The sequence below is a fragment of the Rahnella sp. NRRL B-41462 genome, from assembly GCF_003263525.1.
GTDB classification, from domain to species: domain Bacteria; phylum Pseudomonadota; class Gammaproteobacteria; order Enterobacterales; family Enterobacteriaceae; genus Rahnella; species Rahnella aceris.
Genome location: NZ_JYDF01000100.1, coordinates 1 through 23,815, shown reverse-complemented (window position 1 = coordinate 23,815; position 23,815 = coordinate 1). Strand labels below are relative to the sequence as shown.

Sequence of the window (23,815 nt, the reverse complement as noted above, 5' to 3'; positions counted from 1 at the left end):
AAAATTTTGGTCATTTTTACCACTAAGCCAGCCATTAGCAGCCGCTTTTACTCTAATTTTACATTCAACAGATGAATATAGGATCAAACATTAAACACACCTGTGGATAAATAACGGTCACCACGATCACAAATAATCGCCACAATCACGCTACCCGGATGATTTCTGGCGACGCGTAAAGCGCCCGCTACCGCCCCCCCGGAACTCACGCCACAGAAGATACCTTCCCTACGCGCCAGCGCCCGCATGGTGTCTTCTGCTTCGCCCTGCCCCATATCCATCACTTCATCGACCAGTTCAGGATTGAAAATGCCCGGCAGATATTCTTCCGGCCAGCGGCGGATACCTGGAATGCTGCTGCCTTCTGACGGTTGCAGCCCGACAATTTTCACGCCAGCATGCTGGCTGCGCAGATAACGGCTGACACCGGTTATCGTGCCGGTAGTGCCCATGCTGGAGACAAAATGGGTGATGCGCCCGTGTGTCTGTTGCCAGATTTCAGGGCCTGTCGTCGTAAAATGTGCGAGCGGATTGTCAGGATTGTTAAACTGATCCAGCACTTTCCCCAGTCCCTGTTTTTCCATTTCCAGAGCGAGATCACGTGCGCCTTCCATTCCCTGCGCGCGGCTGACCAGCAACAGTTCAGCACCATACGCCCGCATTGATGCCTGACGCTCAAGGCTCATATTTTCGGGCATCAGCAATTTAAGCCTGTAGCCTTTCAGCGCCGCAATCATCGCCAGCGCAATGCCGGTATTGCCGCTTGTGGCTTCAATCAGCGTATCCCCCGGATGAATTTCGCCCCGTTTTTCCGCCTGCTCAATCATAAACAGCGCGGCGCGATCTTTAACCGAACCGGCGGGGTTATTGCCTTCCAGCTTGACCCAAATCTCGCTGTCCAGCCCCTGCGTCAGACGCTGTAATCTCACCAGAGGGGTATTGCCGATGTAATGTTCGAGCGTACTCACGGGCTTGCCTTATATTAAAAAGGTATATTGACTGATAAAAAACACATAAACAGGTATCAGGCGATAAAAAGGGCGGCCCGATGACCGCCCTGAGAAAAATGCTGATTAAAAAATATCAGGCACTCTTCGCTAACGCAACGGGTTGTAACGGCTGGTCGCCAGCATACAGGCGGCCATTCAGTCCGCCGACATAGAAACGATCGCCGCGCTGCGGTGCGCTATTACCGTGGATTTCGGAAAGCACAACCGAAAGCGGTTCGTCGTGCCAGCCCTCGGCCTGCACGATAAGCTGCCAGAAATGGCCACGCGGGCTGACTTCCAGCACCTTCACCGGCAACGGACAGCGTGCTGTACTGTGCGGCGTAATTTCCATTTCCCAGGGACGCAGGAATAAATCGACCACACCCTGATGCAGGGGCGGGTTATCCAGCGGCCAGTGATATGCACCGACGTACAGCTGAGATCCCCGGATTTCGCCATGAATTTTATTAACTTCACCCATGAATTCCAGCACGAAACGGGTTGCCGGTTCACGCCAGATTTCCTGCGGGGCGCCGACCTGTTCGATATTACCCTGGCTCATGACCACCACGCGGTCAGCGACTTCCATCGCTTCTTCCTGATCGTGAGTCACGAACACGCTGGTGAATTTCAGTTCTTCATGCAACTGACGCAGCCAGCGGCGCAGCTCTTTACGCACCTGTGCGTCCAGCGCGCCAAAAGGTTCATCCAGCAGCAGAATTTGCGGTTCAACCGCCAGCGCACGGGCCAGCGCCACACGCTGTTTCTGACCGCCGGAAAGCTGTGCCGGATAACGGTTTGCCAGATGGCCAAGTTGCACCATCTCCAGCAATTTAGTGACTTTCTGTTTGATGGCTTCAGCATTCGGACGCTCACGGCGCGGCAGCACCGTCAGGCCAAACGCGATGTTGTCGAACACCGTCATATGGCGGAACAGTGCATAATGCTGGAAAACGAAACCGACCTGACGATCACGGGCATGCAGGCGCGTCACGTCTTTACCGTGAAAACTCAGGTGTCCGGCGCTTTGATTTTCCAGTCCGGCGATAATACGCAGCAACGTGGTTTTACCTGAGCCGGAAGGCCCGAGCAACGCCACCATCTCTCCGGAAGCAATATCGAGCGAGATATCATTGAGCACCTTAGTGCGGCCAAAATATTTGTTGATACCGTTAATTTCAATGCTCATGACTTTCCTCCCGCTCAAGACGGTCGTTGTGGCGCTTCAGACGCCATTGCAGGCCGCTTTTCAGAAACAGTGTGACAATTGCCATCAGGGTTAACAGCGCAGCGGCAGTAAACGCGCCTGCGGTGTTGTAGTCCTGATGCAGTAATTCGACTTGTAATGGCAGCGTGTAGGTTTCGCCACGGATAGAACCGGACACCACCGATACCGCCCCGAATTCCCCAATCGCGCGGGCGTTGGTCAGCACCACGCCATACAGTAATGCCCAGCGGATATTCGGCAGGGTCACGCGGCGGAACATCTGCCAGCCGGACGCACCCAGTAACACCGCGGCTTCATCTTCATGACTGCCCTGACTCAACATCACCGGCACCAGCTCACGGATGACAAACGGACAGGTGACGAATACTGTCACCATCACCATGCCCGGCCAGGCGAACATAAACTGAATATTGTGCGCATCCAGCCAGCCGCCAATCGGGCCGTTGGTGCCGTAAAACAGCAAATACAGTAAACCGGCAACCACTGGTGAAACCGCAAACGGGATGTCGATCAGCGTCAGTAATAACTGACGTCCCGGGAAATTAAAGCGCGCGACCAGCCAGGCCAGCAACGTGCCGAAAATCAGGTTCACCGGCACGGTGATCAGCGCCATCAGGACGGTCAGCCAGATAGAATGCAACATGTCGGAGTCCGACAGGTTCTTCCACACCGCTGCAATGCCGTCGGAAAACGCCAGCACAAAAATGCTGATCATCGGGATCACCAGCAGCAGAATACAAATCAGCACCCCCGTGCCGATCAACGACCATTTCACCCAGTCAATACGCTGACGTCTTTCGCCCGCAAAAGCCGGAATATCAGACATTACTGGCCTCCCAGACGACGGCCATAACGGCTCTGTAAGGTGTTAATCGCAAACAGCAACAGCAGCGATGCGGCGAGGATCACCGAAGCAATAGCGCTGGCTGCCGGGTAATCAAACTCCTGTAAGCGGATAAAAATCATCAGCGAGGTCACTTCGGTTTTCCAGGCAATGTTACCGGCGATGAAAATCACTGCGCCGAATTCGCCCAGGCTGCGGGTGAAGGACAACGCCGTACCCGCCAGCAAGGAAGGCATCACTTCCGGCAACACCACGCGACGAAAACTCTGCCAGCGCGAAGCGCCCAGCGTTTCAGCCGCTTCTTCATATTCCGGGCCTAATTCTTCCAGCACCGGCTGCACGGTACGCACCACAAACGGGATGCTGGTAAATGCCATCGCCACCGCAATACCAAGCCAGGTGTACGCCACTTTGATATCAAAATGCGCCAGCCACTGACCGTAAAAACCGGTGGTAGAAAACAATCCTGCCAGCGTTAAACCGGCGACTGCCGTCGGCAGGGCAAACGGCAAATCCATCAGACCATCGATCAGACTTTTACCCGGGAATTCATAACGGGTCAGGATCCACGCCATCAGCATGCCGAAGAAACAGTTAAAAATACTCGCCACGCCCGCCGCCAGCAGCGTTACTTTATAGGCCGCCACCACCTGACCGTTGGTGATCACATCCCAATATTGCGCCAGTGTCATTTGTGACAACTGCATCACCAGTGCACTCAGCGGCAGCAACAGCACCAGGCACACGAACAACAAACTGCTGCCGAGGCTCAGGGTGAATCCGGGTAATACGCGTTTGCTCGACAACAACATTACTTGTGACCTTGCTCTAACAGTTTATCCAGCTCACCGCCGGTACTGAAATGGGTTTCCATCACTTGTGGCCAGCCACCGAACTGCTCTTCAACTTTGAACAGTTGGGTCTCCGGGAACTGCTCTTTCGCCGCCGCCATCGCCGTTTTGTCATACACGCGGTAGTTAAAACTGGTGATGATTTTCTGCGCCTGCGGGCTCCACAAATAATTCAGATAATCTTTTGCAGCTTTCTCTGTGCCATTTTTCTCAACGTTTTTGTCCACCCAGGCGACCGGGAACTCCGCCAGAATATCCACCTTCGGAACAATCACTTCATATTTATCATCACCGTACTGCTTACGGATGTTGTTCACTTCCGATTCAAAGCTGATCAACACATCGCCCAGTCCACGTTCGACAAATGTGGTGGTTGCGCCACGACCGCCGGTATCAAATACCTGCACGTTTTTCAGGAAACTCGCCATCTTTTCGCGGGTCTGCGTCTGGTTTTTATTGTCTTCCAGATTGAATGCGCCCCAGGCACCGAGATAGGTATAACGACCATTACCGGAGGTTTTTGGATTCGGGAACACCAGACTCACGCCCGGACGTGCTAAATCGTCCCAGCTGTGAATGTTTTTTGGATTGCCCTTACGTACCAGGAAGGCCATGGTGGAATAGAATGGCGAACTGTTATTAGGCAGACGGCTTTGCCAGTTGGCCGGGATCAGGTTGCCGCGGTCATGCAAAATCTGCACATCGGTCACCTGATTATACGTCACCACATCTGCTTTCAGGCCCTGCAAAATCGCCAGCGCTTGCTTGGAGGAACCGGCATGCGACTGTTTAATATCGAGTTTATCGCCATTATTTTGATCAGCCCACTGTTTCTGGAATGGCGGATTCAGCGCGGCAAAAAGTTCACGGGACACATCATAAGAGCTGTTGAGCAATTCGGTTGCCGAAGCCGCCCCGCTGGCCAGCAACAATGCCGCCACAGAACTTTTCAGCACATTGCCGGTAAATCCGAGTGTTTTCATGCTTAGCCTTAGGTGAGTGAACCGATATGCGACGCTGATATATGTCGCTCAATATCACACAGTGTATTTATAACTGAGGGTCAGGCTGTAACGGTTTTATATACCATTTGGTGATTTTCAAGCATGAAAAGCTATAAGGCATTAACAAGCGATGGGGGAATAACAAAAAGGGAAGAAGCAGGCGCGTCCGCGACGGAACGCGCCGGAAGAACTTAAAGCGCTAACAGTCGGGTCAGTGAAGGGGCGAAATAATAACTGCCGGTCACCGGACGGGTGAAGCGCAGCATGGCATCGCGTTTGCCATCAAGATCGCCAAACATGCTCAGCAGCTGTTTCTCAATGTTCCACAAACGGGCGCAATAGCTAATGAAATACAAACCGTGCTCACCGCTGGCCGTACCGTAAGGCAGGCTCTGGCGCAGAATTTTCAGGCCTTTGCCGTCTTCTTTCAGGTCAACACGACTGACGTGGGAAGTGTCCGGGCGAGTTTCTGAATCCAGCTCTTCGTCGGTTTCTTTTGTACGCCCGATAACATCTTCCTGCTGCTGCACGGAGAAGCGTTCCCATTGCACCAGATTATGTTTCCAGCGCTGAACCATCACGTAACTGCCGCCTGCATCAACACTGCCTTCAGGAATAATCGCCACCTGAGCGCGGGCTTCTGCTTTCGGGTTTTCAGTTCCGTCGATAAAACCGCTGAGGTCACGTTCTTCCAGCGCACGGAACCCGTGGGTTTCTTCTTCGACAGTGATTGAACTGCCGAAGGCTTTCAATGCCGCCTGTGCCAGCGCGAAGTTCACGTCATGACGCAGGGACTGAATGTGCAACAACATATCGCGCTGCGTCGCCGGTGCCAGACCTTTACCCAGCGGCTCGAAAGACTTCAGCTCAGCGGCACCCTGATTTCCGGATAAATCACGCCATACATCGTTGCCAAAGGCCACGACCGCACCAAGATGTTCAGTGGGAAATTTTTTCTGCATGTCTTCCAGTACGGCCAAAAATGCACGGCAGCCGTGCCGGAGCGCATCCAGGTCACCCTGAGCTTTCGCTTCAATGTAAATCGCGAAACGGCAATGTTCGGGTAAAATGCCGCTCTGAACCTGAGTCATTTTCTCATCCTCGTTAATTTGACCGGCGATATCATACCGGATGTCAATAAAAATGCCTTGCGCGAAGGCAAGGCATTGAGGGCTTTTTAAGCGGAGAAACCCGTTTATTGCGCGGCAGCGGCCTGCGCAGGATTAGCACGCCAGATAATTTTGCTGACCTTCCAGTCTTTCAGGGCATCATCCGAAGGCATCAGCGAATCCGGGCCATGCCAGATACCGCTGAACACATACGTCACGTGAGCACTTTGCGGCGCTTTACACTCGACGTTTTCAGCATCGTCCCCTTCGCCCTTCACGCATACATCGAAAGCCTTGCTGTAGAGATCGCTGAAGGGCGTACCGATTTTAACGCCCCATTCACTTTCAACTTTCGTATCAACAACATCGACGCGCTGGACGTTACCTTTCGGCTCACCGCTGATCGACATCTTCACGTCTTTACCGTCCATCGCCTGGAAGAAGCTCAGCATTTTGCCGTTGCTCATCGACATACCGCTGCGCAGGGTATAGTCGCCGTCCAGCGCATCTTTAATGGCCGTTTCTGTCAGCGGGGTGCTGGCTGTAATATCACCCACCCCTTTGTCGCTGACCGTCAGGCTGCTGCCAAACCAGTTAAGCGGATTCATGGCTGACCAGGACACGCCCGGCCATGACATAGATGACATCGACGAACAGCCGGTCAGGATCAGCGGCAGCACCAGTAACATCGGGCGAACCCGCAGGCGAACAGTCATTCGGTACACTCCTATACTCCCCGTTCCCGTTGGCCGGTGCGGCCTGACGGATAAACCGGCAGTGAAATTATTATTTATTTACGCATTATTGTTCAGCGCCAGTTCGAGTACTTTTCTGGTAAAAAAGTTCAGCCTCGAATGGAATATGCATCAGGCCAGACGCCGCGCGGCATCAAAACAAGCGCGCAGACGGCGGCTCAGTAACCAGTAAGCCAGCGCGGCGGCATCCAGCAAGGCCAGCACGATATCCACGCCGGAAATCGTATCTGTGCTTTGCCACAGCCCCAGCCCCTGCAATGCGAAAGTGATAAACATCCCTGCCAGGAGTAACCAGTAACCGGCCTGCCAGATACGCGGCCACAGATGGCGACGGCCGCTAAGCAGAAAAACCAGCGCGGGCGGCAACCCGAGCAGCATGCCAGACCAGAAACTTTGCTGATCAGGATAAAACAACGCCAGCAGATCACTCCCCTGCTGGCGCGATGCGCCGGCCATCACAAACAATAACCAGGTCCTCGCCTGCAAAATCAAAATAGTCCAGAACCACAGCGGCAATCGCAACATACCGTGGTCGTTATAATCATCCGGGTTCATAAAAAGGACAACATTCCTGCAAATAAGGTGAAAGTTAACCATCACTCAAGGACATACCCAAAATAATTCATAATCTGCAATGTAAAGTATGCCGGGTATGCGCTTAAGAAACTGTTAAGAACTGTCTGTTTTAATGGTCTCCAGCACGGCAAGACATGCGAAACGATGTCATAGTTGCCGGTACCCGGAAACGTTAAATTAAGGACGACCTATTATGATGAAGAAGATCACTCTGGCAACCCTGATTGCACTTTGTTCAGCGACTGCATTTGCCCAACAGACCGGTGGCTTTAACGGCCCGTCAGCGCAGGAGTCGCAGACCCAGCCAGCAGCACAGGGCGGTTTCACTGGCACCACGGCGCTGAGTACAGTAAAAGATGCGCAAACCATGAAAGATGATCAGTGGGTTATGCTGGAAGGGTTTATCGATCAGCGTATCGACCACGATAAATACATTTTCCGCGACAATACCGGCACACTCAATGTCGAAATTGACGGCAAACGCTGGCAGGGACAGAACGTGTCGCCGAAGGACAAAATCCGCATTGAAGGTAAAGTCGATAAAGACTGGAACTCTGTGGAAGTGGATGTCAAAAGCGTAAAATTGATTAAGTAAATCAGAAAACTAAAAGCCCCGGCAAAGTCATACTTGCCGGGGCTTTTTATTGAGGAAACAGCTTCAGTACTCTTGATCTTCGATCAAACGTTTGCCAAGCAAAAGAGTATCCGAAATTTCATAACCCAGTTTTTCATACATACTGACCACTGCATCGTTTTCAGCACGCACCATTAAATTCATCTTCGGGCAGCCGCGGGCGATTAACTTCTTCTCCAGACGGTTAACCAGCGCATTGGCAATGCCACGCCCGCGATAATCCGGATGCACACCCAGATAATTCGCCGAACCACGATGACCGTCATACCCCCCCATCAGCGTGCCTACCACTTCACCACCGACTTCCGCCACCAGGAAAAACTCCGGGCTGTGGTTAATTTTACGTTCAATATCCAGCTCAGGATCATTCCACGGGCGCAATAAATCGCAGCGCTCCCATAAGGTCAGTACTTCTTCAAAATCTTCTTGACGGTATACGCGAATTTCCATCACTGTTCGCCGCTGTTGATAGGGGTTTATATGATTATCGCGTGATCTGTTTGATACGCAACATCAAAATCACAAATTGAGGACTTTACAAACCATTTTGAACGATAAAATCTTCACATAAAACAACGTGACACCTTTCCTGCAACGGATATTTATTCGGTCATGACATCATTCACGACACAATATTCATAAAAAGTAATAGTTCTCAGATCGAAACTATAAAAAAGATACTCTATAACATAGAGCATTCTGCACTTTTCTGACGGTAACGGACTGATGTTAAACCCTCTGAACAAATTTCTGCATTTCCAGCCTTTGCCTGCCACCGCCACACGTCGCCAGCTATTGTTGTCCGGGCTGGGATTAGCGATTGCCGCATTCGGTTCGCGCTCTGCCAGCGCTGCGCAGCAGGAACACATCACCAAATCAGCCCCGGCCCCTAAACCGCCAGGCGCAAAAAAACTGGTGATGATTGACCCCGGCCATGGCGGCATCGATTCCGGTGCGGTCGGTCATGAAGGCTCGGAAGAAAAACACGTCGTGCTGGAAATCGCCAACTATGTGCGGGAATTCCTCGGCGAACAAAGTCATATTGAAGTTAAACTGACCCGTGACTCTGATCACTTTATTCCGCTTTATCAGCGCGTTGAACTGGCGCATCAGCATCAGGCCGATTTGTTTGTCTCGATTCATGCCGATGGTTACACCAGCCCCACCGCTTCCGGCGCGTCTGTTTTCGCCCTCTCTAATCGCGGTGCCAGCAGCACAATGGCGCGGTATATGTCAAAAAAAGAAAACGATGCCGATCTGGTCGCGGGCGCGAAATATGCCAAAGAAGACAACAATTATCTGCAACAGGTTTTGTTCGATCTGGTGCAAACCGACACCATCAAAAACAGTCTGACATTAGGGCATCACGTGCTCGACAGGATCCGCCCGATCCACCATCTGCACAGCCAGCAGACCGAACAGGCGGCGTTTGCTGTTCTGAAATCTCCGTCGATCCCGTCGATTCTGGTGGAAACTTCGTTTATCACCAATCACCAGGAAGAACAGTTGCTCAGCACCACTGCGTTCCGTCGCGAGATCGCACAGGCGATTTCTCAGGGTATTGTGAATTTCTTCAGTTACTTCGATGCCAATGAACGCAAGCCACGGTAAAGTTCTTCCGCCACCAAAAGCAGACGCATCTGGGCGACCCGGATGATTTTGGGTATATAATCACTTCCTCTTTCTGATTCAGCGCCTGCAAAGCGCTGAATGTCTTTTCAGTCAACGTCTGCGAGTTTGCCCGTGAGCCAATCCATTCCCGACATCCAGCAAGTTAAAACTTTCCTGCTTAAGCTCCAGGATCATATTTGCCAGCAACTGGCCGCCGCTGATGGCAACGGCCAGTTCTCTGAAGATCAATGGGTACGGGAAGAAGGTGGCGGCGGCCAGAGCCGGGTGCTGACCCATGGCGCAGTGTTTGAACAGGCGGGGGTAAACTTCTCGCATGTTGCCGGTGCCACCCTGCCTGCCTCAGCAACCGCGCATCGCCCCGAACTGGCTGGTCGCAGTTTTCAGGCGATGGGCGTTTCACTGGTTATTCATCCGCTGAATCCTTATGTGCCAACCAGCCACGCCAACGTACGCTTTTTCATTGCGGAAAAGCCCGGCGAAGCACCGGTCTGGTGGTTTGGCGGTGGCTTTGACCTCACGCCTTATTACGGTTTTGAAGAAGATGCCCGCCACTGGCACCTGACAGCACAACAACTTTGCCAGCCGTTTGGCGATGATGTGTACCCGAAATACAAAAAGTGGTGCGACGATTACTTCTTTATCAAACACCGCAACGAAGCACGCGGTATCGGCGGCTTATTCTTTGATGACCTGAATTCGCCGGATTTCGACACCAGCTTCAGCTTTATGCAGGCCGTGGGCAACGGCTTTACCGACGCTTATCTGCCCATAGTGGAAAAACGTAAAGCCCTGCCGTGGGGCGAACGCGAGCGCCAGTTCCAGCTTTACCGCCGTGGCCGCTACGTCGAATTCAATCTGGTGTGGGATCGCGGAACACTGTTTGGTCTGCAAACCGGTGGCCGTACAGAATCCATTTTAATGTCGATGCCGCCGCTGGTGCGCTGGGAATACGGCTATCAACCTGAAGAAGGCAGCCCGGAGGCCGCGCTTTACAGCGATTTCCTGCCAGTTCGCGACTGGCTGGCTGAAAAGGGCTTATCTGAAAACGGAGCGCCAAACTGATGCAAATCTGGGTTGATGCAGACGCCTGTCCGAACGTCATTAAAGAAGTGCTGTTCCGCGCCGCGGAACGCACCGGCATGATGGTGACACTGGTTGCCAACCAGATCATCCGCACACCGCCGTCAAAATTCCTGCGCACCTTACGCGTAGAAGCGGGTTTCGACGTTGCGGATAACGAAATTGTGAAACGCACCGAACCCGGCGATCTGGTGATCACCGCCGATATTCCGCTGGCAGCGGAAGTGATTGAAAAAGGTGGTGTTGCGCTCAACCCACGCGGCGAGCGTTACACGACTGAAACCATTAAAGAACGTCTGAATATGCGTGATTTCATGGACACCATGCGCGCCAGCGGCGTACAGACCGGCGGACCACCCGCGCTTAATCAGCGCGACCGCCAGCAATTTGCCAATGAACTGGATAAGTGGCTGCAACACGCTAAAAAATAATCCGATCTGGCTGACGAAACCGACGTACCACTACATTAATTAAAGGAATAAAAAATGGTCAAAAAGATCATCCTTGATTGCGATCCGGGGCACGACGACGCTATCGCGATGTTACTGGCTCACGGTAACCCGGAAATTGAGTTGCTGGCCGTTACTACGGTCGTCGGCAATCAAACGCTGGAGAAAGTCACCCGCAATGCCCTTGCCGTGGCGCGTGTTATTAATCTGACCGGCGTGCCGTTTGCGGCGGGCGCAACCCGTCCGCTGGTGCGTCAGATTGAAGTGGCTGACGAAATCCACGGCGAATCAGGTCTTGACGGGCCGGTGCTGCCGGAAGCCGTCATTACGCTGGAGCCGGTTCACGCTATCGATTTGATCATTGATTTGATCATGTCTCATCCACCGAAAACTATCACGCTGGTACCCACTGGCGGGCTGACCAACATAGCCATGGCGGTGCGCAAAGAACCGCGCATTGCTGAACGCGTGAAGGAAGTCGTGCTGATGGGCGGCGGTTATCACGTGGGTAACTGGAGTGCGGTCGCAGAATTCAATATCAAGATTGACCCTGAAGCCGCGCATATCGTGTTCAACGAAAAATGGCCGCTGACCATGGTCGGACTGGATTTAACCCATCAGGCGCTGGCGACACCAGAAGTCGCCGCGCGCATTGCCGCTGTGGGTACTCAGCCCGCTAAATTTGTCGGTGAGTTGCTGGAGTTCTTTGGTCTGAGCTACAAAGACCGTCAGGGCTTTGATTCTCCACCGGTTCATGATCCTTGTGCTGTGGCTTACGTGATTGATCCGAACGTAATGACCGTGCAAAAAGTGCCGGTGGATATCGAACTGACCGGCACTTTAACGCTGGGCATGACAGTAGCCGATTTCCGCGTCCCAGCTCCGCCGGATTGCCATACACAAGTGGCAGTTAAACTTGATCATCAGCGTTTCTGGGATCTGATCGTCGATGCGCTGGAGCGTATCGGCGAAGTAAAATACTGAGCCAGCGATTGAGAAAAACGGGCCTCGCTATGAGGCCCGTTTTTCTCACTATACGGTGTTTATAAAGGCTCGGTTTGTGCTTCAACGACAGCCAGCGCCACCATATTGACTATTCGCCTGACCGATGCAATTGGCGTCAGAATATGTACCGGTTTCGACACCCCCATCAGCACCGGTCCGACGGTCACTCCTTCCGAACACGACACCCGCAACAGGTTGTAACTGATACGTGCTGATTCCATGTTCGGCATGATCAGAATATTTGCTGAACCTTTCAGCGGGCTGTCCGGCATGATGTCCTGGCGGATGCTTTCGACCAGCGCCGCGTCGCCGTGCATCTCACCGTCAATTTCCAGATCAGGAGCACGCTCATTAATCAGCTCCAGCGTACGCCGCATTTTCAGCGCAGCCGGGCTGTCTGATGTACCAAAACTGGAATGCGACAACAGCGCCACTTTCGGCTCAATGCCAAACCGCCTCACCGTTTCTGCCGCCATCAGCGTGATTTCCGTCAGTTGTTCCGGCGTCGGGTCATCATTGACGTAGGTATCCGCAATAAAAGTGTTGCCGCTCGGCAGCAACAGCGCATTCATCGCCCCGGCAACATGTGTACCTTTGCGAAACCCGAATACATTCTCCACGATATCGTAATGCTCATGATAGGTGCCAACCGTGCCGCAAATCATCGCATCGGCTTCTCCGCGCAGCAGCATGATGGCAGAAATCAGTGTCGGATTGCCGATCACTGCCCGACGCGCCTGCTCCTGCGATACACCGCGCCGTTTCATCAGCTCATAATATTCACGCCAGTATTCATTAAAACGCGGATCAGATTCGTTGTTCACCACTTCAAAGTCCCGTCCCGCTTCCAGTTGCAGGCCGAGCTTTTTGATGCGCATAGCGATGACACTGGGACGCCCGACCAGAATTGGCTTCGCCAGCCCGAGGGAAATCAGCTCCTGCGTGGCATGCAGTACGCGCTCCTCTTCTCCTTCTGCCATCACCACCCGTTTAGCGTCTTTCTTCGCCTGCGAGAAAATGGGTTTCATGAACAGATTGGTTTTGTAGACGAACTCGGCGAGTTTTTCGGTATACGCTTCCAGATCCTCAATCGGGCGCATGGCCACACCGGAATCCATTGCAGCTTTCGCCACCGCAGGCGCAATTTTCACGATCAAACGCGGGTCAAAAGGCTTAGGAATAATATATTCGGGGCCGAAAGACAGCTCTTCTTCACCGTAAGCGGAAGCCACCACATCACTTTGTTCGGCCATCGCCAGATCCGCGATAGCATGAACGCAGGCCAGTTTCATTTCTTCATTAATGGTGGTCGCCCCGACATCCAGCGCGCCGCGGAAAATGAACGGGAAACACAGCACATTGTTCACCTGATTCGGGTAATCCGAGCGTCCGGTGCAGATAATGGCATCCGGCCGGACGGCTTTTGCCAGCGGCGGTAAAATCTCCGGCTCCGGATTGGCCAGCGCCAGAATCAGCGGATCTTTGGCCATGGTTTTCACCATCTCCTGCGTCAGCACGCCGGGGCCGGAACAGCCCAGGAAAATGTCCGCATCCGGGATTGCATCGGCCAGCGTACGCTGGCCGTTATCTGCAATGGCATACGCCGCTTTGGTTTCGGCCATATTTTCTTCACGCCCCTGATAAATCACACCACGGGAATCGCAGGCCGTGATGTTGTGGCGTTTCAGCCCCAGCGCCACCAGCAAATTCAGGCAGGCGATAGCGGAAGCCCCTGCGCCGGAAACGACCAGCCGCACATCGGAAATGCTTTTCCCAACCACGCGCAGACCATTTAATACTGCGGCAGTACAGATAATGGCGGTGCCGTGCTGATCGTCATGAAACACCGGGATTTTCATGCGTTCCCGAAGCTTTTTTTCAATGTAGAAACATTCCGGCGCTTTGATATCTTCAAGATTGATGCCACCGAATGTCGGCTCTAGTGCGGCAATCACATCGATCAGTTTATCGGGATCGTTCTCATCCACTTCGATATCAAAAACATCGATACCGGCGAATTTTTTGAACAATACGCCCTTGCCTTCCATCACCGGTTTCCCTGCCAGTGCACCGATATTCCCCAGTCCGAGAACGGCAGTACCATTGGAAATCACCGCCACCAGATTGCCGCGTGCGGTGTATTTGTATGCCGCAAGTGGATCTTTAGCGATCTCCAGACACGGGGCAGCAACACCCGGAGAATAGGCCAGCGCCAGATCACGTTGTGTCGCAAGAGGCTTGGTGGGCGAAACCTGAATTTTTCCGGGCACCGGAAACTCATGGAAATCGAGCGCACTTTGCTTGAGTTGTTCGTCCATTGCAGGATCCTTTTCTTGTTTTTGTAGGGTACGGGGAAATATCAGCATCTGGTTTTCCCGCTGACCAGTATAGATAACCCTGCCACGACTAAACGCGGATCACGACCAAAAATTAGCGGTTACATTGATTACTTTTCATTCATGGAAGACGTCTCGTAAAAATGCACTAAGCTTAAAGTTTGTCCTTGCGCTTTTCTCGCCAGACGCTCAGTTTGACGGGCAACAGGGGCCGCCATTGTTGAGACCCATTGCAGTAATCAGAAAAAGCGCATTCAGTTTGTTAACCGGATGATGCAGGGTAGGAGCCCTACGAAAGAGAGTCGTTCGACCTTATTGCTGTATCGTTTTTTCTCGCCAAGGAGCTAAGAGATGAACCAGTTAGACGCACTAAAAAAAATCACCACCGTCGTTGCCGACAGCGGTGACATTGAATCTATCCGTCATTTCGAGCCTCAGGATGCGACGACCAATCCTTCGCTGATCCTCAAAGCAGCCGACCTGCCACAATACCAAAACCTGGTTAAAGACGCGCTGGACTATGCCCGCAAGCAAGGCGGCAGCAAAGAAGCTCAGGTGATCAATGCCACAGATAAACTGGCCGTCAATATCGGGGCCGAAATTCTGAAAAGTGTACCGGGGCGCGTCTCGACAGAAGTGGATGCCCGCCTGTCATTTAACCGGGATTTGTGTATCGAAAAAGCCCGCAAACTGATTGGTTTATATCAGGATCATGGCATTGATAAATCGCGCATTCTGATCAAACTGGCGTCTACGTGGGAAGGCATTCAGGCCGCCAAAGAACTGGAAAAAGAAGGCATCAACTGTAACCTGACCCTGCTGTTCTCCTTTGCTCAGGCACGCGCCTGCGCCGAAGCCGGTGTCTACCTGATTTCTCCCTTCGTTGGCCGTATCTACGACTGGTACAAAGCCAAAGAGCCCAATGCCACTTACGACGTTGAAAAAGATCCGGGCGTGAAATCTGTCCGGGATATCTACGAATACTACAAATCCCACGGTTACGAGACCGTCATCATGGGTGCCAGTTTCCGCAAAGTGGAACAAATTCTGGCACTGGCAGGCTGTGACCGCCTGACCCTTTCTCCCAACCTGCTGGAAGAGCTAAAAGCCAGTGACGCGCCGGTTGAACGCAAACTGCAGCCGTCCTCTCAGGCGGGTAAAAAGCCTGCACCGCTGACTCAGGCTGAATTCCTCTGGGAACATCATCAGGATGCGATGGCGGTAGATAAACTGGCCGAAGGTATCCGCCAGTTCGCCGTCGATCAGAAAAAACTCGAAGATATGCTGTCAGCACAACTTTAGTTTTAACTCAATTTAAGCGCTGAACTTTAGCTTTGAAAAAAACAGATGGAGTGAATATGCCCTCTCGTAAAGAACTTGCGAATGCGATCCGTGCCCTGAGCATGGATGCCGTTCAAAAAGCGAACTCAGGCCATCCCGGCGCACCAATGGGAATGGCGGATATCGCTGAAGTGCTGTGGCGTGATTACATGAATCACAACCCGACCAACCCGAAATGGGCCGATCGCGACCGCTTCCTGATGTCTAACGGACACGGATCAATGCTGCAATACAGCCTGCTGCACCTGACGGGTTACGATCTGCCAATGAAAGAGCTGGAAAACTTCCGCCAGTTGCATTCGAAAACGCCTGGGCACCCGGAATTCGGCTATACACCGGGCGTCGAAACCACCACCGGCCCGCTGGGTCAGGGTATCGCTAACGCCGTAGGTTTCGCGATTGCCGAGCGCACGCTTGCAGCTCAGTTTAACCGTGAAAATCACGACATCGTGAACCACTACACCTACGCCTTTTTAGGCGACGGCTGCATGATGGAAGGCATCTCACACGAAGCCTGTTCACTCGCCGGCACCATGAAGCTCGGCAAGCTGATTGCGTTTTATGATGACAACGGTATCTCCATCGACGGCCATGTTGAAGGCTGGTTCACCGATGACACCGCCAAACGCTTTGAAGCCTATCACTGGCATGTGATCCGCGGTATTGACGGGCATGATCCTGACGCCGTAAAAGCCGCCATCGAAGAAGCCCGCAAGGTGACCGACAAACCGTCGCTGTTGCTATGCAAAACCGTGATTGCATTCGGCTCACCGAACAAAGCCGGCACCCACGGCGCGCATGGCGCTGCGCTGGGCGATGATGAAGTTGCAGCCACCCGTAAACATATCGGCTGGAACTCCCCGCCTTTCGAAATCCCGCAGGATATCTACGCCCAGTGGGATGCCAAAGAAGCCGGTAAAGCGAAAGAGAAAGCCTGGAACGAGAAATTTGCGGCTTACGCAAAAGCCTATCCGCAACTGGCCGCAGAATTTGAGCGCCGTGTGAGCGGCAAACTGCCTGCTAACTGGCAAAGCGAAACGCAGAAATACATCGAAGAATTGCAGGCGAAACCGGCCAATATTGCCAGCCGTAAAGCCTCGCAAAACGCCCTGGAATCCTTCGGTAAAATCCTGCCTGAATTCCTCGGCGGTTCTGCGGACCTTGCGCCAAGTAACCTGACGATGTGGTCTGGTTCAAAATCTATCGGTGACGATAAAGCGGGTAACTACATTCACTACGGTGTCCGTGAATTTGGCATGACCGCCATCACTAACGGTATCGCCCTGCACGGCGGTTTCCTGCCGTATTCGGCGACATTCCTGATGTTCGTGGAATATGCCCGTAACGCCGTTCGTCTGGCGGCACTGATGAAAATCCGCAACGTGTTCGTGTATACCCATGACTCTATCGGTCTGGGTGAAGACGGCCCGACGCACCAGCCGGTAGAACAAATGGCCAGCCTGCGTGTGACGCCAAACATGAACACATGGCGTCCGGGCGATCAGGTAGAATCAGCTATCGCCTGGAAATACGCCATCGAACGTACTGACGGTCCTTCTGCACTTATCTTCTCGCGCCAGAACCTGACTCAGCAGCCCCGTACGGCTGAGCAACTGGCTAACGTAGCTCGCGGCGGTTATGTACTGAAAGATTCTGACGGCACACCGGACGTTATCCTGATTGCCACCGGCTCTGAAGTCGGCATCACGGTGGAAGCCGCAGAGAAACTGACCGCGTTGGGTACCAGGGTTCGCGTGGTTTCCATGCCGTCCACCGATGTTTTCGATCAGCAGGACGCAGCGTACCGTGAGTCTGTTCTGCCGAAAACGGTGACCGCACGCGTCGCTGTTGAAGCCGGTATCGCCGATTACTGGTACAAGTATGTAGGCCTTAACGGTGCCATTGTCGGCATGACAACCTTCGGGGAATCCGCACCCGCAGAGCAACTGTTTAAAGAGTTCGGCTTTACCGCTGATAATGTCGTCGCGAAAGCACAGGGGCTATTGAAGTGATAGAAATGAAGTAATTCTCCGCCCTTTGTTCCCTCTCCGTCCCAGGAGAGGGACTTCCTCAGAATTGTACCGCCCATCTGACTTGATGAATCTCGCTCTCTCCGGTAAAGTCCCGTCCCTTCTTTGGCATGGGGAACAATGATGTTTATTGGATTTGACTACGGTACAGCGAATTGCTCCGTTGCGGTGATGCGTGACAATAACGCTCACCTTCTGGCGCTCGAAAATAACGATCCTTACTTACCCTCCATGCTTTGTGCGCCGACACGTGAAGCGGTCAGCGAATGGCTGAACCGTCACGGACAGGTTCCGGCAGGCAGTGATGAAAATCTGGCGCTGCTGCGTCGCAGTATCAGCTTTAACCGCGAGGAAGATATTCCGGTCAATGCCAACAGCGTAAACTTCGGTTTGCAGGCGCTTTCGACCTATATGGAAGATCCGGAAGAAGTGTACTTTGTGCGTTCGCCAAAATCGTTCCTTGGCGCAAATGGCCTGAAACCTCAACAGATCGCTCTGTTCGAAGATCTGGTTTGCGCGATGATGTTCCACATCAAACGCCAGGCTGAATCCGTCTTGCAGGAAAGTATTGAACAGACCGTTATCGGCCGCCCGATTAACTTTCAGGGTATGGGGGGTGAAGAGGCCAATGCCCAGGCGCAGGGGATTTTGCAGCGTGCGGCTGAACGCGCAGGTTTCCGCGATATCGCTTTCCAGTTTGAACCGGTGGCGGCAGGTCTGGATTTCGAAGCCACACTGACCGAAGAGAAAACGGTTTTGGTTGTCGATATCGGCGGCGGTACCACCGACTGCTCGGTGCTGCTGATGGGGCCACAATGGCGTGATAAAGCAGAGCGTCAGAACAGCCTGCTCGGCCATAGTGGTTGCCGCGTCGGCGGTAATGATCTGGATATCATGACCGCATTCAAGCAACTGACACCACAATTTGGTATGGGCAGTGAAACCCAGAAAGGTATCGCTATTCCGGCCCTGCCTTACTGGAATGCCGTCGCGACCAACGACGTTCCGGCGCAACTGGATTTCTATAGTGTGGCGAATGGCCGCATGTTGCGTGATCTGATCCGCGATGCAGCACAGCCTGATTTGATCAAACGCCTGCTGAAAATTCAGCAACAACGTCTGAGCTACCGTCTGGTTCGTGCAGCGGAAGAAAGTAAGATTGCACTGTCTGAACATGAAAGCGTAACGGCGGCAATGGACTTCATTGAATCGGGTCTGGCAGAAACGATCAGCCAGCAACAACTGAGCGAAGCGATTTCTCAGCCACTGGAACGTATTCAGGAGCAGGTCAGTCTGGCACTTGCCAGCAGCGAAATTAAACCGGATGTAATTTACCTGACCGGTGGCAGTGCGCGTTCACCGTTATTACGTGCTGCGTTGCAGGCTCAGTTACCGGGTATCCCGCTGGTCGGAGGGAATGATTTTGGCTCGGTCACCGCCGGTCTGGCGCGCTGGGCACAAACGTTGTTCCGTTAAGATTTAAAGATGCAGATAAACGCAAACCGCCTGAATCAGGCGGTTTTTTTATATCTCAGATCCCGGATTTACCAGGCACTGGCGTCATTTAAGGTCCTGGTATCGGTATCATCGAGTTTCAGGGTTGCGGCCTGCGCCAGTTCATTGAGCTGTTGCAGGGAGGTCGCACTGACGATCGGTGAGGTAATGCCCGGGCGGGCAATCTGCCAGGCCAGTGCAACCTGTCCCGGTTGTGCGCCATGCTTCTCAGCCACCTGATCCAGTCCGGCCAATACTTTCAGGCCGCGCTCATTCAGGCAACGCGCAATCACGTTTTCGCCGCGTTTACTCTTACCGGCATCGGCTTTGGTTCGATATTTCCCGGTCAGAAAGCCGGCGGCCAGGCCATAGAAGTTGATGACGCCCAGACCATTATCTGTCACGACTTTTTCCAGCGCTTCCTCATACACTTTGCGGTCATACAAATTGTATTGTGGTTGCAGCGTTTCATAACGTGCCAGCCCGTTTTCCTGGCTGACTTTCAGCGCTTCGGCCAGACGCGGCGCACTGTAGTTAGATGCCCCGACGGCGCGCACTTTCCCTTCTTTGATTAACGCGTCAAATGCCGCCATAGTTTCGGCCAGCGGTGTATCCGCATCGTCATCATGTGACTGATACAAATCGATATAATCTGTTTGCAGACGTTTCAGAGAGGCTTCTACCGCTTCTTTAATATAGCGCGGCGACAAACCGACTTTACCTTCGCCCATCGGCTTACCGACTTTGGTGGCGAGAATGATCTGGTCACGCTTACCGGATTTTTTCAGCCAGTTGCCGATGATGGTTTCGGATTCTCCCCCTTTGTTGCCTTCAACCCAGCTCGAGTACACATCTGCCGTATCGATGAAATTCAGTTTATGATCCAGCAAGGCATCCAGCAGGTTAAACGAGGCAGCCTGATCGACGGTCCAGCCAAATACATTGCCACCAAAGGTTAACAGCGGCACCTGAATACCTGAACGACCCAGTTCTCTTTTGCTCATCATTCTCTCCCTTTATAAGTTCAGATTAGACTTACTTTGCGTGCGAACGGTTCATGGTCAAAGGTCAACCTTAGCATTTTGATATAAAATGTCAGGCTGAAAGCTATTCTTTATTGTCAGAGGAATTGTCAAAAAATGGGAAAGACTCTCCTTATTTCCTCCATTTTCTGCTGAAACATTCTGGCTACACTGTGAGCCGGTCTGCAGGTGAATTCCCTCCTGAAATGCCACAAAAATGATTGTGCTGATGCGATGACTCATGAAATCTGAAAATACTGACACCTTATCGCCTTCCACGCCGCTGCCACCTTCGGTTCGCTGGCAATTGTGGATCGTCGCCTTTGGCTTCTTTATGCAGGCCCTCGACACCACGATCGTCAATACTGCCCTGCCGTCCATGGCCCGCAGTCTGGGCGAAAACCCGCTGCACATGCATTCGGTTATTGTCGCTTATGTGCTGACGGTTGCGGTGATGTTACCGGCGAGCGGCTGGCTGGCGGATAAAGTCGGTGTGAAGTGGGTATTCTTTTCAGCCATTGTGCTGTTCACGCTCGGCTCGCTACTGTGCGCGCAATCGGAAAGCCTGCGTGAACTGGTGATGTCGCGCATAGTTCAGGGGATCGGCGGCGCGATGATGGTGCCGGTCGGACGGCTGACGGTGCTGAAAATTGTCCCGCGCAGCGAATACATGGCAGCGATGACGATGGTGACACTGCCCGGTCAGGTCGGTCCGTTACTGGGTCCGGCGCTGGGTGGTTTTCTGGTGCAATATGCCAGCTGGCACTGGATTTTTCTGATCAATCTGCCGGTCGGTCTGGCCGGTTGCATCGCCACATTAATGATCATGCCAAATTATAAAATGCAGACCCGGCGCTTTGATATCAGCGGGTTTGTCATGCTGGCCGTGTGTATGGCGACGCTGACGCTGGCACTGGAAGGCAGCCGCAGCATGGGGCTGACGGCGCTGGAAATCGTATTGCTGGTGGTGGCCGGTGGCGGCGCGCTGGGCATTTACTGGATGCATGCGCGCGGCAATCTCTCGGCACTGTTTTCCCTGCGCCTGTTCCATACACCGACCTTTAAGATCGGTCTGATCGGCAGCCTGCTGGGACGTATCGGCAGCGGCATGTTGCCATTTATGACGCCGGTCTTTCTGCAACTCGGGATGGGCTTTACGCCCTTCCACGCCGGGCTGATGATGATCCCGATGGTGCTGGGCAGCATGGGGATGAAACGCGTGGTGGTCCGGCTGGTAAATCAGCTGGGTTACCGTTCTGCACTGGTCAGCGCCACCTTGCTGCTGGCACTGATTACGCTTATCTTCCCGCTGGTGGCGATTTATGGCGCCATGTGGATGATCCCGATTGTGCTTTTCTTCCAGGGAATGGTGAACTCCCTGCGCTTCTCGTCGATGAATACTCTTACGCTCAAAGATTTGCCGCCGCGCCTTGCCAGCAGCGGCAACAGCTTACTGTCGATGATCATGCAATTGTCGATGAGCCTCGGTGTCAGCGTCGCCGGGTTGCTGATTGGCCTGTTTGCACATCAGCAAGCGATTACGCCTGACAGCAGCACCCTGCACACCGCTTTCCTGTATTGCTACATGTCAATGGCACTGGTGATTGCCCTGCCCGCCTGGGTATTTTCCAAAGTGCCGCCTGACACGCAGAAAAATGCCATCATTAGCCGTCGTCGTGCTGAGGCCGGCTCCCCCGATCCGATGAGAAAATCATGAAACCTGGTATCACTGCCAAGCTGTTTATGGCCATCTTTTGTACCTGCGCGCTGGTGTTGATCACCATGAACTGGGGCGTACGGATGAGCTTCGAACGGGGCTTTATTGACTACATCCGCCAAAGCAATGAACAGCGTGTCGAGCTGCTGGCGGACACATTGCAGGAGCAGTACAAGCAGCATGGCAACTGGGAATTTTTGGAAACAAATGACCGGTTAATCTATCAGCTGATGCGCTCATTTGAACAAAACAGCAGCCCGAGAATGCCACCGCAGGGCTGGCGGACAAAATTCTGGATCCTCGACAGTCACGATCGCCGGATCGGTGGTTACGATCAGCCTGTTCCCCCCGATCTGCAGGGACCGCGCCGCGTGATGACCGTTGATGGCGTCGTCATCGGTTCGGTAATTTCCACACCTGCTGAGCGCCTGACCCGCGATGCCGATATCAACTTTGAGCGCCAGCAAAGCCGGACCAGTTGGATGATTGTCGCCTTTACTGCACTGCTGGCCGCCGCCGTAACCTGGGTTTTATCCCGCGGAATGCTCGCGCCGGTAAAACGGCTGGTGAATGGCACCCACCAGCTTGCCGCAGGAAATTTCAGCACCCGCGTGGAGGTCGACAGTGAAGACGAACTGGGGAAACTGGCGCAGGACTTTAACCAGCTGGCAATGACGCTGGAGAAAAACGAGCAAATGCGCCGGGCATTCATGGCGGATATTTCTCACGAATTACGCACTCCGCTGGCGGTATTGCGCGGTGAGCTGGAGGCCATGCAGGACGGTGTGCGAAAAATGACAGTCGGTTCACTGGAATCACTGCAATCTGAAGTATCGATTCTGACCAAACTGGTCGATGACCTGCACCAGCTTTCGCTGTCTGATGCCGGTGCGCTGGCGTACCGTAAAGTCGACACTGATGTGGTACATCTGGTGCAACTGGCAGAGGCCGGTTCGCGCGATCGTTTCCACAACAAACATTTAACGCTCACCAGCCATCTGCCGGAAAGCGCCGAAGTATTTGGTGACCCGCAGCGGTTGTCGCAACTTATCAACAATCTGCTGGAAAACAGCCTGCGCTATACTGACCCAAATGGCGGCCTGGAAATTCTGGGAGAAATTCGCGAAAAAACGCTGCATCTGATGTTCCAGGACAGCGCGCCGGGCATCAGTGATGAACAACTGATCCGTATTTTTGAACGATTTTACCGCACCGAAGGCTCGCGTAACCGCGCCAGCGGCGGCTCGGGTTTAGGTCTGGCGATTTGCCAGAATATCGTCGAAGCCCACGGCGGGCAAATCAGCGCCAGCCACTCTCCGGCAGGTGGCGTGCGCATTACCATCGTCCTGCCCCTTTCTGTTCCACATGGCCTGAGAAACTGAATGAACGACTCTGTACTGTCCGGCCCTGCGCCGTTGAAAATTCTGATCGTGGAAGATGAACCTAAACTCGCCCAGTTGCTGATCGACTACCTGGAAGCCGCCGGCTATGCCACCCAATGGTTGCCGGACGGGCACGACGTGATTACGCTGGTTAAAAATCAGCCACCGGCGCTGATCCTTCTGGATCTGATGCTGCCGGGCAGCAGTGGCCTGTCGATTTGCCGCGATATCCGCCAGTTCTCTGATGTCCCGATCATGATGGTGACCGCCAAAACCGAAGAGATCGACCGCCTGCTTGGCCTGGAAATCGGTGCCGATGATTACATTTGCAAGCCGT

At 53.3% G+C, this 23,815-nt stretch carries 22 protein-coding genes; 11 read left to right on the top strand and 11 right to left on the bottom strand.

Annotated elements, in window-relative coordinates; translation table 11 throughout:
* Nucleotides 1–83: 83 nt before the first annotated feature.
* The 8 genes from cysM to UC14_RS21305 all read right to left on the bottom strand — a co-directional run bounded on the left by cysM (nt 84) and on the right by UC14_RS21305 (nt 7,335).
* Nucleotides 84–968, bottom strand: a complete 885-nt coding sequence (gene cysM, locus UC14_RS21340; protein ID WP_013574428.1) for a cysteine synthase CysM — start codon at nt 966–968, stop codon at nt 84–86.
* Between the two features lie 115 nt (nt 969–1,083).
* Nucleotides 1,084–2,178: a sulfate/thiosulfate ABC transporter ATP-binding protein CysA gene (gene cysA / locus UC14_RS21335; RefSeq protein WP_013574427.1), complete on the bottom strand. Its 1,095-nt coding sequence runs from the start codon at nt 2,176–2,178 to the stop codon at nt 1,084–1,086.
* Nucleotides 2,168–3,043: a sulfate/thiosulfate ABC transporter permease CysW gene (gene cysW / locus UC14_RS21330; protein WP_013574426.1), complete on the bottom strand. Its 876-nt coding sequence runs from the start codon at nt 3,041–3,043 to the stop codon at nt 2,168–2,170. The genes cysA and cysW overlap by 11 nt, the downstream gene beginning before the upstream one ends.
* A complete protein-coding gene (gene cysT, locus UC14_RS21325) occupies nt 3,043–3,873 on the bottom strand; it encodes a sulfate/thiosulfate ABC transporter permease CysT (protein WP_013574425.1) in 831 nt (276 codons plus the stop codon). Before cysT ends, cysW begins: the two co-directional genes overlap by 1 nt.
* Nucleotides 3,873–4,895, bottom strand: a complete 1,023-nt coding sequence (gene cysP / locus UC14_RS21320; protein WP_112151264.1) for a thiosulfate ABC transporter substrate-binding protein CysP — start codon at nt 4,893–4,895, stop codon at nt 3,873–3,875. The genes cysT and cysP overlap by 1 nt, the downstream gene beginning before the upstream one ends.
* A 212-nt stretch (nt 4,896–5,107) precedes the next feature.
* A complete protein-coding gene (locus tag UC14_RS21315) occupies nt 5,108–6,007 on the bottom strand; it encodes a Dyp-type peroxidase (RefSeq protein WP_037036357.1) in 900 nt (299 codons plus the stop codon).
* Between the two features lie 104 nt (nt 6,008–6,111).
* A complete protein-coding gene (locus tag UC14_RS21310; RefSeq protein WP_183065307.1) occupies nt 6,112–6,741 on the bottom strand; it encodes an RpoE-regulated lipoprotein in 630 nt (209 codons plus the stop codon).
* A 150-nt stretch (nt 6,742–6,891) separates the two neighbouring features.
* The gene (locus tag UC14_RS21305; protein ID WP_013574421.1) at nt 6,892–7,335 is read right to left on the bottom strand and encodes a DUF2919 domain-containing protein; all 444 of its coding nucleotides are present in this window, start codon (nt 7,333–7,335) and stop codon (nt 6,892–6,894) included.
* A 217-nt stretch (nt 7,336–7,552) separates the two neighbouring features.
* On the opposite strand from UC14_RS21305, the gene UC14_RS21300 reads away from it, so the two are divergent.
* On the top strand, nt 7,553–7,951 hold the full coding sequence (locus UC14_RS21300; RefSeq protein ID WP_041673194.1) for a YgiW/YdeI family stress tolerance OB fold protein: 399 nt from the start codon (nt 7,553–7,555) through the stop codon (nt 7,949–7,951).
* A 63-nt stretch (nt 7,952–8,014) separates the two neighbouring features.
* Here UC14_RS21300 and UC14_RS21295 read toward each other — a convergent pair whose 3' ends face one another.
* Nucleotides 8,015–8,440: a GNAT family acetyltransferase gene (locus UC14_RS21295; RefSeq protein WP_013574419.1), complete on the bottom strand. Its 426-nt coding sequence runs from the start codon at nt 8,438–8,440 to the stop codon at nt 8,015–8,017.
* A 276-nt stretch (nt 8,441–8,716) separates the two neighbouring features.
* Here UC14_RS21295 and amiA point away from each other — a divergent pair, with 276 nt between their 5' ends.
* From amiA to UC14_RS21275, 4 genes are all read left to right on the top strand, one after another.
* The gene (gene amiA, locus UC14_RS21290; protein ID WP_037036359.1) at nt 8,717–9,601 is read left to right on the top strand and encodes an N-acetylmuramoyl-L-alanine amidase AmiA; all 885 of its coding nucleotides are present in this window, start codon (nt 8,717–8,719) and stop codon (nt 9,599–9,601) included.
* A 99-nt stretch (nt 9,602–9,700) separates the two neighbouring features.
* Nucleotides 9,701–10,684: an oxygen-dependent coproporphyrinogen oxidase gene (gene hemF / locus UC14_RS21285; protein ID WP_015689490.1), complete on the top strand. Its 984-nt coding sequence runs from the start codon at nt 9,701–9,703 to the stop codon at nt 10,682–10,684.
* Complete coding sequence (locus tag UC14_RS21280) at nt 10,684–11,133, top strand: YaiI/YqxD family protein (protein WP_013574416.1); 450 nt, start codon at nt 10,684–10,686, stop codon at nt 11,131–11,133. The genes hemF and UC14_RS21280 overlap by 1 nt, the downstream gene beginning before the upstream one ends.
* Before the next feature lie 54 nt (nt 11,134–11,187).
* Nucleotides 11,188–12,135, top strand: a complete 948-nt coding sequence (locus tag UC14_RS21275; protein ID WP_013574415.1) for a nucleoside hydrolase — start codon at nt 11,188–11,190, stop codon at nt 12,133–12,135.
* Between the two features lie 59 nt (nt 12,136–12,194).
* Here UC14_RS21275 and maeB read toward each other — a convergent pair whose 3' ends face one another.
* Complete coding sequence (maeB, locus tag UC14_RS21270; protein ID WP_013574414.1) at nt 12,195–14,474, bottom strand: NADP-dependent oxaloacetate-decarboxylating malate dehydrogenase; 2,280 nt, start codon at nt 14,472–14,474, stop codon at nt 12,195–12,197.
* Nucleotides 14,475–14,843: 369 nt separating this feature from the next.
* Between maeB and tal the strand changes: the two genes are divergently transcribed.
* The 3 genes from tal (at nt 14,844) to yegD (ending at nt 19,339) form a co-directional block, all read left to right on the top strand.
* A complete protein-coding gene (gene tal, locus UC14_RS21265) occupies nt 14,844–15,794 on the top strand; it encodes a transaldolase (RefSeq protein WP_112198398.1) in 951 nt (316 codons plus the stop codon).
* Nucleotides 15,795–15,850: 56 nt separating this feature from the next.
* Nucleotides 15,851–17,845 (top strand): transketolase, encoded by a 1,995-nt coding sequence (tkt, locus tag UC14_RS21260; protein ID WP_112198397.1) that lies wholly within the window; start codon nt 15,851–15,853, stop codon nt 17,843–17,845.
* Between the two features lie 141 nt (nt 17,846–17,986).
* On the top strand, nt 17,987–19,339 hold the full coding sequence (gene yegD, locus UC14_RS21255; RefSeq protein ID WP_013574411.1) for a molecular chaperone: 1,353 nt from the start codon (nt 17,987–17,989) through the stop codon (nt 19,337–19,339).
* Between the two features lie 68 nt (nt 19,340–19,407).
* Here the strand turns inward: yegD and UC14_RS21250 are convergent, their stop codons facing one another.
* On the bottom strand, nt 19,408–20,361 hold the full coding sequence (locus tag UC14_RS21250) for an aldo/keto reductase (protein WP_112198396.1): 954 nt from the start codon (nt 20,359–20,361) through the stop codon (nt 19,408–19,410).
* Nucleotides 20,362–20,620: 259 nt separating this feature from the next.
* On the opposite strand from UC14_RS21250, the gene mdtD reads away from it, so the two are divergent.
* The 3 genes from mdtD to UC14_RS21230 form a co-directional block, all read left to right on the top strand.
* A complete protein-coding gene (gene mdtD / locus UC14_RS21240; RefSeq protein ID WP_013574409.1) occupies nt 20,621–22,096 on the top strand; it encodes a multidrug transporter subunit MdtD in 1,476 nt (491 codons plus the stop codon).
* On the top strand, nt 22,093–23,478 hold the full coding sequence (gene baeS, locus UC14_RS21235) for a two-component system sensor histidine kinase BaeS (RefSeq protein WP_112151270.1): 1,386 nt from the start codon (nt 22,093–22,095) through the stop codon (nt 23,476–23,478). Before mdtD ends, baeS begins: the two co-directional genes overlap by 4 nt.
* Nucleotides 23,479–23,815 (top strand): response regulator (locus UC14_RS21230; protein WP_157962142.1); only part of this gene is annotated, 337 nt, incomplete at its 3' end.

What these genes read in the sequence shown, in the direction of transcription:
- tal (WP_112198398.1), top strand. Translation starts at nt 14,844, where the DNA reads ATGAACCAGTTAGACGCACTAAAAAAAATCACCACCGTCGTTGCCGAC.
- UC14_RS21295 (WP_013574419.1), bottom strand. Translation starts at nt 8,440, where the DNA reads ATGGAAATTCGCGTATACCGTCAAGAAGATTTTGAAGAAGTACTGACC.
- hemF (WP_015689490.1), top strand. Translation starts at nt 9,701, where the DNA reads ATGTCTTTTCAGTCAACGTCTGCGAGTTTGCCCGTGAGCCAATCCATT.
- UC14_RS21310 (WP_183065307.1), bottom strand. Translation starts at nt 6,741, where the DNA reads ATGACTGTTCGCCTGCGGGTTCGCCCGATGTTACTGGTGCTGCCGCTG.
- maeB (WP_013574414.1), bottom strand. Translation starts at nt 14,474, where the DNA reads ATGGACGAACAACTCAAGCAAAGTGCGCTCGATTTCCATGAGTTTCCG.
- UC14_RS21315 (WP_037036357.1), bottom strand. Translation starts at nt 6,007, where the DNA reads ATGACTCAGGTTCAGAGCGGCATTTTACCCGAACATTGCCGTTTCGCG.
- UC14_RS21300 (WP_041673194.1), top strand. Translation starts at nt 7,553, where the DNA reads ATGAAGAAGATCACTCTGGCAACCCTGATTGCACTTTGTTCAGCGACT.
- UC14_RS21280 (WP_013574416.1), top strand. Translation starts at nt 10,684, where the DNA reads ATGCAAATCTGGGTTGATGCAGACGCCTGTCCGAACGTCATTAAAGAA.
- cysP (WP_112151264.1), bottom strand. Translation starts at nt 4,895, where the DNA reads ATGAAAACACTCGGATTTACCGGCAATGTGCTGAAAAGTTCTGTGGCG.
- mdtD (WP_013574409.1), top strand. Translation starts at nt 20,621, where the DNA reads ATGAAATCTGAAAATACTGACACCTTATCGCCTTCCACGCCGCTGCCA.
- UC14_RS21250 (WP_112198396.1), bottom strand. Translation starts at nt 20,361, where the DNA reads ATGAGCAAAAGAGAACTGGGTCGTTCAGGTATTCAGGTGCCGCTGTTA.
- baeS (WP_112151270.1), top strand. Translation starts at nt 22,093, where the DNA reads ATGAAACCTGGTATCACTGCCAAGCTGTTTATGGCCATCTTTTGTACC.
- amiA (WP_037036359.1), top strand. Translation starts at nt 8,717, where the DNA reads ATGTTAAACCCTCTGAACAAATTTCTGCATTTCCAGCCTTTGCCTGCC.
- yegD (WP_013574411.1), top strand. Translation starts at nt 17,987, where the DNA reads ATGTTTATTGGATTTGACTACGGTACAGCGAATTGCTCCGTTGCGGTG.
- UC14_RS21275 (WP_013574415.1), top strand. Translation starts at nt 11,188, where the DNA reads ATGGTCAAAAAGATCATCCTTGATTGCGATCCGGGGCACGACGACGCT.
- UC14_RS21305 (WP_013574421.1), bottom strand. Translation starts at nt 7,335, where the DNA reads ATGAACCCGGATGATTATAACGACCACGGTATGTTGCGATTGCCGCTG.
- cysA (WP_013574427.1), bottom strand. Translation starts at nt 2,178, where the DNA reads ATGAGCATTGAAATTAACGGTATCAACAAATATTTTGGCCGCACTAAG.
- tkt (WP_112198397.1), top strand. Translation starts at nt 15,851, where the DNA reads ATGCCCTCTCGTAAAGAACTTGCGAATGCGATCCGTGCCCTGAGCATG.
- cysW (WP_013574426.1), bottom strand. Translation starts at nt 3,043, where the DNA reads ATGTCTGATATTCCGGCTTTTGCGGGCGAAAGACGTCAGCGTATTGAC.
- cysT (WP_013574425.1), bottom strand. Translation starts at nt 3,873, where the DNA reads ATGTTGTTGTCGAGCAAACGCGTATTACCCGGATTCACCCTGAGCCTC.